Annotated in this window: 15 protein-coding genes; 10 read left to right on the top strand and 5 right to left on the bottom strand. The window is 41.4% G+C overall.

Annotated features, from left to right (window positions below):
- Positions 1-22: 22 nt before the first annotated feature.
- Positions 23-1,744, bottom strand: a complete 1,722-nt coding sequence (gene lysS / locus AC3IRT_RS12790; protein ID WP_489393603.1) for a lysine--tRNA ligase — start codon at positions 1,742-1,744, stop codon at positions 23-25.
- A 199-nt stretch (positions 1,745-1,943) separates the two neighbouring features.
- On the opposite strand from lysS, the gene AC3IRT_RS12785 reads away from it, so the two are divergent.
- From AC3IRT_RS12785 to AC3IRT_RS12760, 6 genes are all read left to right on the top strand, one after another.
- Positions 1,944-2,192 carry a type B 50S ribosomal protein L31 gene (locus AC3IRT_RS12785; RefSeq protein WP_116774508.1) on the top strand — a complete coding sequence of 83 codons (249 nt, stop codon included), beginning with the start codon at positions 1,944-1,946 and terminating at the stop codon, positions 2,190-2,192.
- 141 nt (positions 2,193-2,333) lie between these two features.
- A complete protein-coding gene (locus tag AC3IRT_RS12780) occupies positions 2,334-3,551 on the top strand; it encodes a putative sugar nucleotidyl transferase (protein WP_489393602.1) in 1,218 nt (405 codons plus the stop codon).
- Between the two features lie 5 nt (positions 3,552-3,556).
- Complete coding sequence (gene tpiA, locus AC3IRT_RS12775; protein ID WP_489393601.1) at positions 3,557-4,327, top strand: triose-phosphate isomerase; 771 nt, start codon at positions 3,557-3,559, stop codon at positions 4,325-4,327.
- A gap of 2 nt (positions 4,328-4,329) precedes the next feature.
- Positions 4,330-5,169, top strand: a complete 840-nt coding sequence (gene prmA / locus AC3IRT_RS12770; RefSeq protein ID WP_489393600.1) for a 50S ribosomal protein L11 methyltransferase — start codon at positions 4,330-4,332, stop codon at positions 5,167-5,169.
- A 20-nt stretch (positions 5,170-5,189) separates the two neighbouring features.
- Complete coding sequence (locus tag AC3IRT_RS12765; RefSeq protein WP_489393599.1) at positions 5,190-6,560, top strand: Mur ligase family protein; 1,371 nt, start codon at positions 5,190-5,192, stop codon at positions 6,558-6,560.
- 85 nt (positions 6,561-6,645) lie between these two features.
- Positions 6,646-6,975 (top strand): helix-turn-helix domain-containing protein, encoded by a 330-nt coding sequence (locus AC3IRT_RS12760; RefSeq protein ID WP_166333447.1) that lies wholly within the window; start codon positions 6,646-6,648, stop codon positions 6,973-6,975.
- A 73-nt stretch (positions 6,976-7,048) separates the two neighbouring features.
- On the opposite strand, the gene AC3IRT_RS12755 is transcribed toward AC3IRT_RS12760, so the two are convergent.
- Complete coding sequence (locus AC3IRT_RS12755) at positions 7,049-7,210, bottom strand: hypothetical protein (protein ID WP_489393598.1); 162 nt, start codon at positions 7,208-7,210, stop codon at positions 7,049-7,051.
- A 288-nt stretch (positions 7,211-7,498) separates the two neighbouring features.
- Positions 7,499-8,623, bottom strand: coding sequence for a CofH family radical SAM protein (locus AC3IRT_RS12750; RefSeq protein WP_489393597.1), 1,125 nt, complete (start codon positions 8,621-8,623; stop codon positions 7,499-7,501).
- Between the two features lie 207 nt (positions 8,624-8,830).
- On the opposite strand from AC3IRT_RS12750, the gene fbaA reads away from it, so the two are divergent.
- On the top strand, positions 8,831-9,910 hold the full coding sequence (fbaA, locus tag AC3IRT_RS12745) for a class II fructose-bisphosphate aldolase (protein ID WP_489393596.1): 1,080 nt from the start codon (positions 8,831-8,833) through the stop codon (positions 9,908-9,910).
- A gap of 172 nt (positions 9,911-10,082) precedes the next feature.
- On the top strand, positions 10,083-10,400 hold the full coding sequence (locus AC3IRT_RS12740; protein ID WP_489393595.1) for a hypothetical protein: 318 nt from the start codon (positions 10,083-10,085) through the stop codon (positions 10,398-10,400).
- Between the two features lie 84 nt (positions 10,401-10,484).
- Here the strand turns inward: AC3IRT_RS12740 and AC3IRT_RS12735 are convergent, their stop codons facing one another.
- The gene (locus tag AC3IRT_RS12735) at positions 10,485-11,798 is read right to left on the bottom strand and encodes an ABC transporter permease (RefSeq protein ID WP_489393594.1); all 1,314 of its coding nucleotides are present in this window, start codon (positions 11,796-11,798) and stop codon (positions 10,485-10,487) included.
- A 9-nt stretch (positions 11,799-11,807) separates the two neighbouring features.
- On the bottom strand, positions 11,808-12,731 hold the full coding sequence (locus AC3IRT_RS12730; RefSeq protein WP_489393593.1) for an ABC transporter ATP-binding protein: 924 nt from the start codon (positions 12,729-12,731) through the stop codon (positions 11,808-11,810).
- 127 nt (positions 12,732-12,858) lie between these two features.
- Here AC3IRT_RS12730 and yihA point away from each other — a divergent pair, with 127 nt between their 5' ends.
- Together yihA and AC3IRT_RS12720 are read left to right on the top strand one after the other, a co-directional pair.
- Positions 12,859-13,473 (top strand): ribosome biogenesis GTP-binding protein YihA/YsxC, encoded by a 615-nt coding sequence (gene yihA / locus AC3IRT_RS12725; RefSeq protein ID WP_489393592.1) that lies wholly within the window; start codon positions 12,859-12,861, stop codon positions 13,471-13,473.
- Entirely contained in the window at positions 13,470-14,324 is an 855-nt protein-coding gene (locus AC3IRT_RS12720) for a 4-hydroxybenzoate octaprenyltransferase (protein ID WP_489393591.1), read from the top strand. Before yihA ends, AC3IRT_RS12720 begins: the two co-directional genes overlap by 4 nt.
- The last annotated feature ends 36 nt before the right edge of the window (positions 14,325-14,360 follow it).

Genomic DNA, 14,360 nt, shown 5'->3' with positions numbered 1-14,360 from the left:
TGCTTGATAAGACAGGTTATGATTAATGTGCTGCGGCAAACCAAGCAGTTACTTCCTCTTTAGAAGGCATGGATATATCCAGTTTTAATTTTTTACGCATGCCGCCTAAGTCATTAAAAACCTTATTTGGATTCGCTTCTTTCAACGATTCGATCGTCTCAAAGCCCATTTTTTGCAACACCGGTACCCAGCCTGTAGGAATACCTAAAGCGGCAAATTCTTCTTCGGTAGATACTTTGTTCACTTTCTCCGGGCGCATTTGCGGGAAGAACAATACTTCTTGAATGGAAGGGTTATTCGTCAAGAACATTATCAAACGATCCATTCCAATGCCTAAGCCTGATGTAGGAGGCATACCGTACTCCAATGCACGTAAGAAGTCTTGATCGATAAACATTGCTTCGTCATCGCCTTTTTCAGAGAGCGACATTTGGTCTTCGAAACGCGCGCGTTGATCGATTGGATCATTCAACTCCGAGTAAGCATTGGCAATTTCTTTACCACACACCATCAATTCGAATCGCTCTGTCAATTCCGGATTGTCGCGGTGTTTTTTCGTAAGTGGCGACATTTCAATAGGGTAGTCGGTGATGAAAGTCGGCTGAATGAAGTTACCTTCACATTTCTCACCAAAGATCTCATCGATCAACTTACCTTTTCCCATCGTTTCGTTGACAGCAATGCCCATGCCCCGCGCTGCTTCGCGAAGTTCATCTTCCGATTTGCCTAATATATCAAAGCCGGTAAACTGCTTGATGGCGTCGGTCATCGTTACGCGAGCATAAGGCGCTTTGAAGTCGATTTTATGCTCACCAAAGGTAGCTTCTGAAGTTCCATTCACCGCGATAGCGCAGTGCTCCAATAGTTTCTCGGTGAAGTCCATCATCCAGTTGTAATCCTTGTATGCTACATAGATTTCCATCGCGGTGAATTCTGGATTGTGCGTGCGATCCATTCCTTCGTTACGGAAGTTTTTAGAGAATTCATACACCCCGTCAAATCCACCTACGATCAAGCGTTTTAGATACAATTCATTCGCGATCCGCAAATAAAGTGGAATGTCCAACGCATTATGATGTGTTACGAAAGGACGAGCAGCTGCTCCGCCCGGTATAGATTGCAATACCGGCGTTTCTACCTCCATATAACCAGCGTCATCAAAAAAGCGACGCATGGCACTGTATAATTTCGTACGTTTTACGAAGATTTCTTTGTTTTGCGAATTCACAATCAGATCCACGTAACGCATGCGGTAGCGCTGTTCTGGGTCGGTAAAAGCGTCATACACTTTGCCATCAGCCTCTTTTACAATCGGCAGTGGGCGCAATGCTTTGGTAAGCACTTTTAGTTCCTGCACATGGATACTGATTTCACCTGTCTGCGTGGTGAAAACGTATCCTTTTATGCCGATAATATCACCAATGTCCAACAGCTTTTTGAAAACCGTGTTGTATAATGCTTTATCTTCTCCGGCGCAAATATCATCACGCTTTACGTAAGCTTGAATGCGTCCGGTAGAATCTTGTAGTTCTACGAAAGACGCGCTGCCCATAATTCGGCGGCTCATGATGCGTCCTGCAAAACTGATATTCTTATAGTTTAACTTGTCTCTTTCGTAGTTCTCCGTGATATCGGCTGCGGTTACATTGACCTCAAACTCCTCGGCAGGGTAGGGATTGATCCCTAAGTCGATAATACCCTGTAGGTTTTGCCTGCGTTGCTGTTCCTGTGCGGAAAGTGCCATATAATTTTCTTTTCTTATTTTTATCAACTGCAAACTTAGGAAATTTAAGGGGTAAATTGGTTTAAAATTGCTTTGCGTGGCATGAAGCCTGCGTTCAAAATTTTGTAGGAGAATATTTATTTAAAATGTTTGATTATGTTTGTGGAATACGTTAACTTTGCACCTCAATTATTGAGTATACAAGTAATCATAAGATAAAATGAAAAAAGATTTGCATCCATCGAACTACAGATTAGTTGTCTTTAAAGATATGTCTAACGAGTATTCTTTCTTGACAAAATCATGTGTAGATACTAAAGAAACGACCACTTGGGAAGATGGTAACGAGTATCCATTGGTCAAATTGGAGATTTCCCATACTTCACACCCATTTTATACAGGTAAAATGAAATTGGTTGATACGGCAGGTCGTATCGATAAATTCCGTAGCCGTTACAACAAGAAGTAATCTTCTGGCACGACAGATTTATACATATAAAAGTCTCGACTGATAAGGTCGAGACTTTTTTTATGTCCGATTCAGATGGATGTTGTGATTCACTAGTGCTTCTGATGTAGTACCTCTGCCTTTGTTTTGTATCTTTAGCCTATGATTGATACCATCTTTCTGTTTGATGATGCGCCTTGGCGCCGTCAATTATTGCCTTTGGTGGCTACAAGGCCAGTTTCTGATCTTCGAGTTGGTGTATATACCATCGCCCAGAAATGGGCATTATTTGTCGTCGGTGCATCGATTTCTTACCTCACGGTCGATTATTTGAGGGAAAAATATAGTAGGCAAGTGCGGGATGCGGATTCCGTAGTATTCATCAAGGGCAATGTGTTACCAAGCAGTGTGCTGGTCAAACAAATAGAAACTTTGTCCGTCGGTTCTGTATTGATGCAGGACAGCCAATGGATTGCGTGTCGTATTCCCTATACAACCTACTTTTCAGAATCGGATGTGCCCACTTTGCAAGCGTTCGCATGCGACGAAAACGTCAGATTTATCCAATACCCAGAAGATATTTATGTGGCCAATGCAGCTGAGATCGGCACAGATTTGTCACACGCACAGAATTGGGCTACTTCGGAATCTTTGCCAGCCGGAAATACTTACTATGGTGATCAGATTATACTAGAAGGTGCTCATACATTTCGTGGGGTTACGCTGCATAGCGAAGATGGGCCAATTTATATTGGTGCAGGCGCTGTGATGGAAGATGGTGTGTACATCAAAGGTCCGGCCGCGATCTGTGCAGGAGCACGTGTGAAAACGGGATCTCGTATTTATCCCAATGTTACTATCGGACCTGGATCTACCGTTTGTGGTGAGATTAATAATACAGTGATCTGGGGAAACTCAGCAAAAGGTCATGAAGGTTATCTAGGTTGTGCTGTGATTGGCGAAGGTTGTAATCTTGGCGCTGGCACTTCCAATTCTAATCTGAGAAATGATTGGAAAAATGTGACCTTATACGATTATGCAATCCACAATTATCGCGATACAGGTTTGCTAAAATGTGGTTTGATTATGGGTGATTTTGCGATGGTGGCCATTCATACCCGTTTTACCACGGGTACGGTGGTCGGAATTGGTGCGCAAATAGCGATATCTAAATTTGTGCCTAAATTTGTACCGGATTTTCTTTGGCTCACCGATGATCGACCCGATACATATCAATTGGATAAGTTTCTGGCGATGCTAGAACGGAGAGATGCGAAAAAAATTAATACGATGAATCCTGTGGATTCCCGTATCTTTGAGTATCAGCATGCTGATACAGAAAATGTAAGAAAAGAGTATTTATACAAATTATCAAAATAAAAATTATGCGTAAGAATATCGTTGCAGGAAACTGGAAAATGAATTTAGACTATGAGCAAGGTGTTAGCTTGTTCTCCGAAATTGCAAATATGGCGAAAGACGAATTGATCGGTGCTCAAGAAGTAGTGATCTGTAGTCCGGCTATTCATTTATCTAGTATTGCAAAACTTTCTTCAGGTGTTAGTAATGTACATGTTGGTGCACAGAACATTCACGAGGCAGAATCTGGTGCTTATACTGGAGAGATTTCTGCTTCACAGGTGAAATCTGTTGGTGCGGCGTACGTTATTTTAGGCCATTCAGAGCGTCGTGCGTTTTTCAAGGAAACGGATGCGTTATTGGCAGACAAAACAAATGCTGCTTTGAAGCATCAGTTGAAACCTATTTTCTGTATCGGCGAAACCAAAGAGGAGCGTGAGTCAGGAAGTTTCTTTGATGTAATCAAAACACAATTGGAAGCAGGGTTATTCCATCTTTCAGCTACAGAATTTGCACAAGTTATTTTGGCTTATGAGCCAGTTTGGGCGATTGGTACAGGATTGACGGCTTCACCAGAGCAAGCGCAAGAAGTTCATGCTTTCATCCGTGCAACGGTTGCAGAAAAGTATGGCGAAGCGGTTGCAGATGATACATCGATCTTGTACGGCGGAAGTTGTAATCCATCTAACGCAGAAAGCTTATTCTCGCAAAAAGACATCGATGGTGGCTTAATTGGTGGTGCATCATTGAAATCACGTGACTTCTTGGATATCGTGAAGGTATTCAATACTAAATAAATATGAAATATACGTCAGTTGCTTTTTCATCCTCCGACATGGAGGCATGGCAAAAAGATCTGCTGATTGCTGAATTAGGCGATATAGGCTACGATACGTTCGAAAATTCTACGGACGGATTTGTAGCTTATATTCCCTCAGCTAATCTGGATATCCCTGCATTAGAGAGCTTATTGGTTCGCGAATCCACAGCATATCAGGTAGATTATGAAGTGCAGGAGATGGAAGATCAGAATTGGAATGAGCTGTGGGAAAGCAACTTTCAGCCCATCACAGTCGACGAACGTCTGTATGTGCGCGCTACTTTTCATGAGCCGCAGCCCAATTACGAATATGAGATTGTGATCGATCCCAAAATGTCTTTTGGTACCGGACATCATCAAACGACAGCGATGATGCTTTCTTACTTGCTAAATGCTGATTTAGAAGGAAAAACGGTCTTAGATATGGGTTGTGGTACTGGGATTCTGGCTATTGCGGCAGCAAAACGAGGAGCTCAATCTATTTTCGCGGTCGACTATGATGAGATCTGTGTACATAGTGTGATCGAAAATAGCGCACTGAATAATTTGACGAATATTGATACGGCTTTGGGTTCGCAAGAGCAGATTGCTGGTAAGTCTTTTGAGGTGATCTTGGCCAATATCAATCGGAATATTTTATTAGACCAAATGGAAAGCTATAGTCAAAGCTTGACTGCCGATGGCAAACTTTATGTGTCAGGCTTTTATGAGGGGGAGGATTTAGACCTATTAAAACAAAAGGCACAATCTTTTGGTTTGATCTTCATGAATCACCACGTGTTAGATCGTTGGTGTTCGGCGATGTTTGTGAAAAAATAGCTAGATAGGATAGGAAGGATATGCGCATACATTTTATAGCGATAGGCGGGAGTATCATGCATAATTTGGCCATTAACTTGGCTGAGCAAGGTCATCAGGTCACTGGATCGGACGATCAGATTGTAGAGCCGTCGAAGTCACGTTTGGAGAAAGCCCATCTTTTTCCGGCGGAATTAGGATGGTTTCCAGATCAGATTACCGAAGAGCTTGACGCGATCATTTTAGGCAAACATGCCTTAGATGATAATACGGAATTAAAGAAAGCGCGCGAAATAGGCGTAAAGATTTATTCGTATCCTGAGTTTGTGTACGAGCAAAGTATCAACAAAACGCGGGTCGTCATTGCAGGTACGTACGGTAAAACGACGGTGACCAGCATGATTATGCATGTTTTGAAGAAGATGGGTGTGGAGTTCGATTATTTGGTTGGCGCACAACTAGAGGGTTTTGATTCGTTGGTAAAGCTCACGAGTTCCAGCCCGCTTATTATCATCGAAGGTGATGAATATTATGCTTCTACGTTGGATAATCGTTCGAAGTTCCATCTGTATCGTCCCAATATTGCGCTGATCACAGGCATAGAATGGGATAGCTTCCGGACGGTGATTTCAAGCGAGGATTATTTTGAGCAGTTTCGTAAGTTTATCGAAAGTATTACGCCGAAGGGAACATTGATTTACAATAAAGACAATGTCAGCTTGCATCAAATCCTAGAAGAAACCAAAGACCTCAAAATAAATCGACATGGCTACAAGTTGCCAGAATACAGCATTAATAAAGGGGTGACGTCTGTATCAGTTTGTGGTCATGATTATTCCTTAAAAGTTTTTGGCAAGCACAATTTATCTAATATCGTCGGAGCATATACGGTATGCGAATGGCTAGGCGTGAAAAGAAATGAATTCTATCATGCGATACAAGATTTTAAAAGCTCTATTCGCTATTTAGAATTTGTAGCCAGCGGCAATGGTAGTGTGGTTTATCAGGATTTTGCCCATAGCCCAGCCAAAGTAAAGTCGAGTATACATGCTATTAAAGAGCAGTTTCCAGCAAAAGCATTGGTCACCTTTATTGAATTAAATCCATATGATGCAATTGAGGAAGAGCTCATGATGCAGTATAAGCACAGTATGCAAGAATCTGATCATGCAGTAGCGTTTGTTAATATAAATTCATACAAAGAAAAAAATATTACTAAGTCGGCTATGGAAGATCATCTTGCTAAAGCGTTTGATCACCCTTCATTCCACATTATCAGCGATATGGAGGAGTTAGAGACGTTTTTGGAATCTTTTCGTTCAAATGGGTATAACTTGCTTTTTATGAGTTCAAACACCCATAATGGAGTCAATATGGCTAGTCTAGCCGATAAGTTTTTGAAAGAGGCGTAGAATTTTCTTATTTTATTTCTGCGTTTTATATTTTTTAGTTAAATTTGCTCTATCTGCTATAAACAAAAGAGTACAAAATTTATCTATGAACACATTAGGAAAAAAAATTAGACTGTTAAGACATCAGCGAGGCTGGAGTCAAGAAGATGTAGCCAAGAGATTAGATATCTCTATTCCGGCTTTTTCAAAGATCGAAACAGGTATTACAGACGTTAATCTTTCTCGTTTAAATCAAATCGCAAATCTTTTCGAGCTTAGCTTGGTATTGTTGCTATCTGATGCGGATTCTGAAGAAAGTAAAGGCGTTCAAGAAGAGATGAAGGAGTTAGGCAAAAGACTGCAAACACGTGAACTTGAAGTGATCGATTTGCAGAAGAAAGTAATTGATCTTTACGAACAATTGCATAAAAGATAATATCTCGAGATAGAAAAGACAGACGATTGCGGCTGTCTTTTCTATTTTCTTTTGGTGTTAGCTAATTAAACCATTAAAAGTCGTCGTCATCAAAATCGTCGTCGCCACCTAGATCCAATCCCTCCAGATCCAAGTCATCGTCGAAGTCGCTATCGTCGTCTTCAGGTCCATCGAAGTTGAGTAATTTCTCGTCTTCCAGCAAACTTTTTCCCATCGTATCCATCGCGTTTCCCATTGATTAACCCTCTCTATTTTTTGTAAAAGTAGACAAGAAAAACAAATTTCACTACTTTTTTTTCAAAAATTATAAACTGTAAATCAGATAGTTATATTTGGTTTTTTATAGTAGTAAAAGGTCGTGTGTTTGTGCCTTACGTACTGGCGCGATCTGGATATGTGGTACGACAATGACTTAGCCAAATCATATTATAACCTTACTTACATAAAATAATAGCATGCTTTGTACGGTAATAAGCAAAAGTGCTTAAAGCTCGAAAGATGCTGCCTTTAGAAAGTATGTTTGTTAGTAGTCGATCACCTGTACTTCCATGTGCTCTGGCATGGTGCGGAAATCGTACACTTGATTCCGCAGTTGCGGTTCAAACCCCGCGTCTTTGATCGATTCCTGAATTGACGTAGAGGTGAATCGGTGTGGTGCTCCAGCAGCAGAAACGACATTTTCCTCAATCATGATCGATCCAAAATCATTCGCGCCAGCGTGCAAACACAACTGTGCGGTACGCTTACCGACGGTAAGCCAAGAGGCTTGAATATTTTTGATATTGGGCAACATAATACGGCTGAGTGCGATCATGCGAATGTATTCGTCTCCGGTAACATTGTTAGTGATTCCACGCAGTCGTTTCAATAAGGTGCCGTCGTCCTGGAAAGGCCAAGGAATAAATGCGACGAAACCATAATTACCTTCCGGTTTCTCCTGCTGCACTTCACGCACCCAAACGAGGTGCTCGAAACGCTCTTCAATCGTTTCGATATGACCAAACATCATTGTTGCTGACGTCGGTAAATTGATCTGGTGCGCTGCACGCATCACATCCAACCATTCTTGACCGCCACATTTTCCTTTGGAAATCAGGCGACGAACGCGATCATTCAATATTTCGGCTCCTGCGCCCGGTAAGGAATCTAGTCCTGATTCTTTCAAAGAGCGCAACACATCGATATGCGACATGTTTTCTAATTTGGAAATATGCGCAATCTCTGGCGGCCCTAAAGAGTGTAATCTCAAATTTGGATAAAGTGATTTGAGCTCTTTGAAGATATTGTTGTAAAACGATAATCCTAAATCAGGGTGATGACCACCTTGCAAGAGCAATTGGTCTCCACCAAATTTAAAGGTTTCCTCGATCTTCTGTTTGTAGGTTTCGATATCGGTGATATAACTGTCTTCGTGGCCCGGACGACGAAAAAAGTTACAAAACTTACAGTTTGCGATACACACATTCGTAGTATTCACATTACGATCGATCTGCCAGGTCACTTTGCCATGTGGTACTTGAATTTTTCTCAATTCATTGGCCACATAAGCTAAGTCGGCAGTCGCCGCATGATGATACAGAAAAACACCCTCCTCTTGCGTGAGGAAGTCAAACTGTAGGGCACGCTCTAATAAATTATTCACTTTCATCTAGGTGCAAAGATACGGGATTTTGGGGATATGCCAAGCGTAGAGCGAGGTCAATCGCAATTATGAACTAGGGCTGACATGCCATTGATAGGCTACGCCAATTATCTCATTTAATTAGTGTATTATTTACACTATGGTTTTTATCTCCTATATTTTTGCGTATCTTTAAAGACAAAAGATTTTTTAATTATTTATCTCAAAACACATATGAGCCTAAAAGATTTTAAAGGTGTATTGACAGGAGATCAGGTACAAGAACTGTTCGAGAAAGCAAAAGAGTATAAATTTGCATTGCCTGCCGTTAATATTATTGGTACAAATTCATTGAATGCTGTGATGGAAACAGCAAAAGCGGTTAATTCACCAGTAATCATTCAATTGTCTAATGGTGGTGCACAGTTCTATGCTGGAAAAACTGCTAATAACGATGATCTTAAAGCGTGCGTTTTAGGCGCTGTATCGGCGGCACAACACGTGCACTTATTGGCTGAGCACTATGGTGTAGCGGTGATCTTACATACGGATCACGCAGCAAAAAAATTATTACCTTGGATTGATGGGTTGTTAGATGCTGGTGAAAAATTCCATGCACAACATGGCAAACCTTTATTTTCATCGCACATGTTGGATCTTTCTGAGGAGCCTTTGGAAGAAAACATTGAAATCTCTGCAAAATACCTAGCGCGCATGAAACCACTAGGCATGACCATCGAGATCGAATTAGGAGTAACAGGTGGTGAAGAAGACGGTGTAGATAATACAGACGTAGACAGCTCCAAATTGTATACGCAACCAGAAGAGGTGGCTTATGCATACGAGGAGTTATCGAAAATTTCAGATAAATTCACTGTAGCAGCTGCTTTTGGTAACGTACACGGTGTGTACAAACCCGGTAACGTGAAATTACAGCCGGTGATTTTGAACAATTCTCAAGAATTTATCCGTGAGAAGTTTAAGTTGGATGCACAGAAACCTGTAAACTTCGTATTCCACGGTGGTTCTGGATCTTCTCCAGAAGAGATTACAGAGGCGCTTTCTTATGGAGCTATCAAGATGAACATCGATACAGATATGCAATGGGCATTCTGGGACGGTGTACGTCAGTACGATGCGAAGAACCACGATTACTTGCAAGCGCAAATCGGTAGTCCAGAAGGTGCGGATTCGCCAAACAAGAAATACTACGATCCTCGCGTTTGGTTACGTAAAGGCGAAGAGGCATTTGTTGCTCGTTTGAAACAAGCTTTCGAAGAATTGAACGCAGTTAACTCTAACGACAAATTGTAATTCATATCTTATTTGCGTTGTCATCATACAACGTAGAAAAGGGAGCCCTTTTGGGACTCCCTTTTTTCTTTTTATGTAATTTTTTAAAATTTTTTGCTCTGCATAAACAATTTTGGACGAATTGTTGTTTAGACATACAAGACAACATAATTAGATCAAAAAATTACACTTTATGAGATCAAAATTTTATTTTTCGATGATTGCCATCTTTTGTGCAATAACTTTTGTACAACCCGTATTGGCGAATGATGTGCCTACTGCTAAAGAAGTGGCAGCAGACCCCGCTACAGAAGCACGTATTTCTGAGATTGAGGCTCGTGTAAACGAGATCAAAACAATGGATCGTAGCAACATGACCAAAGCAGAGCGCAAGGCCATGAAAAAAGAATTGAAAGAATTGAAAAAAGAATCCAAAGCGTTGGGTGGTGGTGTTTACTTATCGGTAGGTGCTGTTATCATCATTATCTTATTGTTGATTCTGATCCTATAATCAGCGATTCTTTACTTTCAAGTAAGAAAACGGCCTAATCATTTTGGAATGATTAGGCCGTTTTTCGTATTGGTAAGATTTGGATTAGCGCTTATAATTAAACCACTTGATCAATTCTTTGAAAGTAACCTTCTTGCCGTACATCAAAATACCGACGCGATAGATACGTGCCGCTACCCAAGTGGTAAATAGGAAGCCCACGACTAAGATGGCAAATGAAGTAACGATCTGCCAAAGTGGAACATCAAATGGTATGCGTACTAGCATTGCGATTGGCGAGGTCAATGGAATAAAGCTGAGCCAAGTAGCGATCGAACCATGCGGATCATTGACGATAACGCCAAATGATAGGGCATAAGCCAAAAGCAAAGGCATGGTAATTGGCATCATAAATTGATTGGTCTCCGTTTCGTTATCTACCGCCGATCCCACGGCAGCAAATAGGGCGCTGTACAATAAATAGCCCGCTAAGAAAAATAGAAAGAAGCAGATCAATAATTCGGGAAAGTCGATCGAAGCCAAGGCTACATCTAAGTCAAAACCGCCAGCATTTTCTGGCATATCTGCCTGCACCATACCTGTCGTAGTTTGTGCAGACGCTGCCACTTCTTCCGAATTACCCACAAACAATGAAGCTGCAGAGAGTAGACCGGCACTCAGGATTACCCATAAAAGAAACTGCGTTAAGCCTACTAAACCAATTCCCACAATCTTACCCATCATCAATTGAAAAGGTTTTACTGAGGAAATAATGACTTCTACAATTCTGCTTGATTTTTCTTCGATAATGCCACGCATCACCTGCGTACCGTATAAAAATAAGGATAGATATACTAAAAAGGCTAATGCTATCGATATACCCATCGCAACTCTAGTGTCGCTATCTTTGGTGTCGCCCGTTTCCGTCAATTCTTTAGAAGTAATGCGAATATTGGAATCCAAATCGCGGATGATCGAAGGATCTACACCGAGTTCGGAATACTGATGCGCTTGCAAAATACTCGTCAAGTTGCTTTTTACTTCATTTTGCGTCGCCATGTTTGGCTTGCCAGAAGAAAGTAGCTCAATACGCTTGCTGATATAGAAGTCTGTAGGAATAATCAATATATTGATATTATCTTTCTTGCCTTTGATCTCCGAAATTTGCTCCTGTAATTCTACGTTAGATTTGCTATAGGTAATGTTGCGGTTGTTCTCGAGTTGCTCGCTGATGCCACCTTGCTGATCCAGTACGAAAACCGTGGCATGGGTATCTTCGAAGCTTTTCTTGGTGAGGTAGAAAATTCCTGCATAAAGTGCAATAAAGAAAACCGGCACCAAGAAGGTGACCAACAAGAAGGATTTTTTGCGCACCCGAGATAGGTATTCGCGCTGTATGATAAGGGATATTTTGTTCATGTCGGAAGTTTAAAACTTTTTATTAGTAGTGACCTGCTCGATAAAAATGTCGTTCATCGAAGGTATGATTTCCAAAATCTGATTGATGTTGATCTGCGGGATCAGAAACGATAATACGTCGTTGAGATTATAAGACGGTGAGATTTGGATCTTAGCCGTGTGTTCGCCATCATCCACAATATTGTCCAACACAGTAAACAGTTCACTTGGGCTATTTAAGGCAGATTCTAGCGAACCTTTGGTGGTATAGCTAAGTTTGTAGGTTTGGCTCTTATGACTGGCTTTGATATCTTTGACAGCGCCATCCAAGATTTTCTTCGACTTATTGATTAGCGCAATATGGTCGCACAATTCTTCTACGGATTCCATGCGGTGTGTAGAATAGATGATGGTGGCACCTTTTTTATTCAGCTCCAAGATTTCATCCTGTATAATTTGTGCATTGACTGGATCGAAACCTGAGAACGGTTCATCCAGAATGATCAATTCTGGCTCGTGCAGCACCGTCGCGACAAACTGCACTTTCTGCTGCATACCTTTACTCAGGTCTTCCACTTTCTTTTTCCACCAACTTTCGATTTCCAGCTTTTCAAACCAGTATTTGATTTTCTTCTTAGCTTCATCTTTTGGCAAACCTTTTAGCTGCGCCAAGTAGATCATCTGCTCACCGATCTCCATTTTCTTGTACAAGCCACGTTCCTCTGGTAAATAACCAATTCGGCTAATATGCTTAGGTTGTAATGGCTCTCCCTGAAAGAAAATCTCGCCAGCATCTGGCGCCGTGATCTGATTGATAATACGAATTAAAGAAGTTTTTCCGGCGCCATTTGGCCCTAATAGACCAAATATTTGTCCTTGGGGCACGAAGAGAGAAACATCGTCCAACGCGCGGTGGCTGGCGTATTGCTTCACAATGTTGCGAATGTCTAACATGGATAAGGTTGGTTTTTTTACGAGGCTTAAATTACTGAAAAAATCTCGACCTACGGGATGTTTTTGCAGATACAAGCCGTTTGGACTGGATTTATCCGGTTTTCGGAGAGAAATGCTACCTTTGCATATGTTGATCAAAACGGCAGAGTTCATCTGCAGCAATACAGAAATCGATAAATTACCCGAGCCTAACAAGCCAGAGTACGCCTTCATTGGTCGATCCAATGTGGGAAAATCTTCTCTTATTAACGCGATTACTGGTCGCAAGCATTTGGCAAAGACATCTCAAAAACCAGGGAAAACACAGTTAATTAATCACTTCGTGATCAATGATACTTGGTACTTGGTGGATCTTCCGGGTTATGGTTTTGCACAAACATCGAAGAAGAATCGTGCGGATTGGGAGAAATTCATTCGTGCGTATCTGACGCGTCGTGAAACATTACAGTGTGTATTTGTACTAATCGATAGCCGACACGAACCGCAAAAAAATGACCTTGATTTTATATACTGGCTAGGAGAAAAGGGATTGCCGTTTATGCTGGTATTTACCAAAGCAGATAAACATTCTGGTGTAAAATCCGATCAAAACATTGCTAAATTTCGTCGTGCTCTAAAACAATGGTTTGAAGAGATTCCGCGTCACTTCCTGACGTCTTCGGAGACGAAGATTGGTTGCGATGAGGTATTGAATACTATCGGCGATATTAATGAAAACTTCGTACTGCCTCCAAAAGCATGAAGAAGTATATGTCCTTAGTGCTTTTTGCACATAGTATTTTCGCATTGCCCTTTGCTATTATCGGTTTCTTTTTGGCCGTCACGATGGGCTTGTTTCATTTCGACTGGCTATTATTTGGTTTGATGTTGGTCTGTATGGTCACCGCTCGCAACTCGGCGATGGCTTTCAATCGCTATCTGGATCGCGATATCGACGCGTTGAATGCACGTACGGTCGTGCGTGACATACCCGCAGGGCGAGTTGCTCCGCGCGAAGCGCTTATTTTTACAATTGTCAATTGTGTGATATTCATTATCGCTACCTATTTCATCAATCCACTTTGTCTGATTTTAGCGCCGATCGCTTTGTTCGTCGTGTTGTTTTATTCATACATGAAGCGCATATCACCATTATGCCATTTGGTGTTGGGTCTAGGTTTGGGATTGGCGCCTGTAGGAGCATATTTAGCGGTAGCTGGACAATTTCATGTCGTTCCGATATTTTTCGGTCTTTCGGTCTTAACTTGGGTGAGTGGGTTTGATATTATTTATGCTTTGCAAGATGAATCCTTTGATAAGGAGCATGGATTGCATTCTATTCCCGCACGTTTTGGCGGAGCCAAAGCATTGCAGATTTCGACTTTGCTACACGTGTTATCTTTCGTATTTGTTTTGTTGCCTTTGTTCTACATTCCTGTTAGCTGGCCATATTATCTTGGGTTGGTTTGCTATGGTGGGCTGCTGATTTATCAGCACCGAATTGTGAGCCCGACAGATCTAAGCAAAGTAGATCGTGCCTTTATGACTACGAATGGTATTGCATCGGTCGTATTTATGTTTTGTTTCTTATTGAATTTGTGGGTATTGGGATAAGTGTTTCCTAGCTATATAAAATAAACAGGGCAATCC

The organism is Sphingobacterium sp. KH_072 (assembly GCF_057837975.1).
The sequence above is the reverse complement of the archived record's forward strand: the minus strand, read 5'-3'. Positions and strand labels throughout refer to the sequence as shown.

Bases quoted from the DNA above. Each gene is read 5' to 3' on its own strand.
- lysS (WP_489393603.1), bottom strand. From the start codon at position 1,744: ATGGCACTTTCCGCACAGGAACAGCAACGCAGGCAAAACCTACAGGGT.
- AC3IRT_RS12785 (WP_116774508.1), top strand. From the start codon at position 1,944: ATGAAAAAAGATTTGCATCCATCGAACTACAGATTAGTTGTCTTTAAA.
- AC3IRT_RS12780 (WP_489393602.1), top strand. From the start codon at position 2,334: ATGATTGATACCATCTTTCTGTTTGATGATGCGCCTTGGCGCCGTCAA.
- tpiA (WP_489393601.1), top strand. From the start codon at position 3,557: ATGCGTAAGAATATCGTTGCAGGAAACTGGAAAATGAATTTAGACTAT.
- prmA (WP_489393600.1), top strand. From the start codon at position 4,330: ATGAAATATACGTCAGTTGCTTTTTCATCCTCCGACATGGAGGCATGG.
- AC3IRT_RS12765 (WP_489393599.1), top strand. From the start codon at position 5,190: ATGCGCATACATTTTATAGCGATAGGCGGGAGTATCATGCATAATTTG.
- AC3IRT_RS12760 (WP_166333447.1), top strand. From the start codon at position 6,646: ATGAACACATTAGGAAAAAAAATTAGACTGTTAAGACATCAGCGAGGC.
- AC3IRT_RS12755 (WP_489393598.1), bottom strand. From the start codon at position 7,210: ATGGGAAACGCGATGGATACGATGGGAAAAAGTTTGCTGGAAGACGAG.
- AC3IRT_RS12750 (WP_489393597.1), bottom strand. From the start codon at position 8,623: ATGAAAGTGAATAATTTATTAGAGCGTGCCCTACAGTTTGACTTCCTC.
- fbaA (WP_489393596.1), top strand. From the start codon at position 8,831: ATGAGCCTAAAAGATTTTAAAGGTGTATTGACAGGAGATCAGGTACAA.
- AC3IRT_RS12740 (WP_489393595.1), top strand. From the start codon at position 10,083: ATGAGATCAAAATTTTATTTTTCGATGATTGCCATCTTTTGTGCAATA.
- AC3IRT_RS12735 (WP_489393594.1), bottom strand. From the start codon at position 11,798: ATGAACAAAATATCCCTTATCATACAGCGCGAATACCTATCTCGGGTG.
- AC3IRT_RS12730 (WP_489393593.1), bottom strand. From the start codon at position 12,731: ATGTTAGACATTCGCAACATTGTGAAGCAATACGCCAGCCACCGCGCG.
- yihA (WP_489393592.1), top strand. From the start codon at position 12,859: ATGTTGATCAAAACGGCAGAGTTCATCTGCAGCAATACAGAAATCGAT.
- AC3IRT_RS12720 (WP_489393591.1), top strand. From the start codon at position 13,470: ATGAAGAAGTATATGTCCTTAGTGCTTTTTGCACATAGTATTTTCGCA.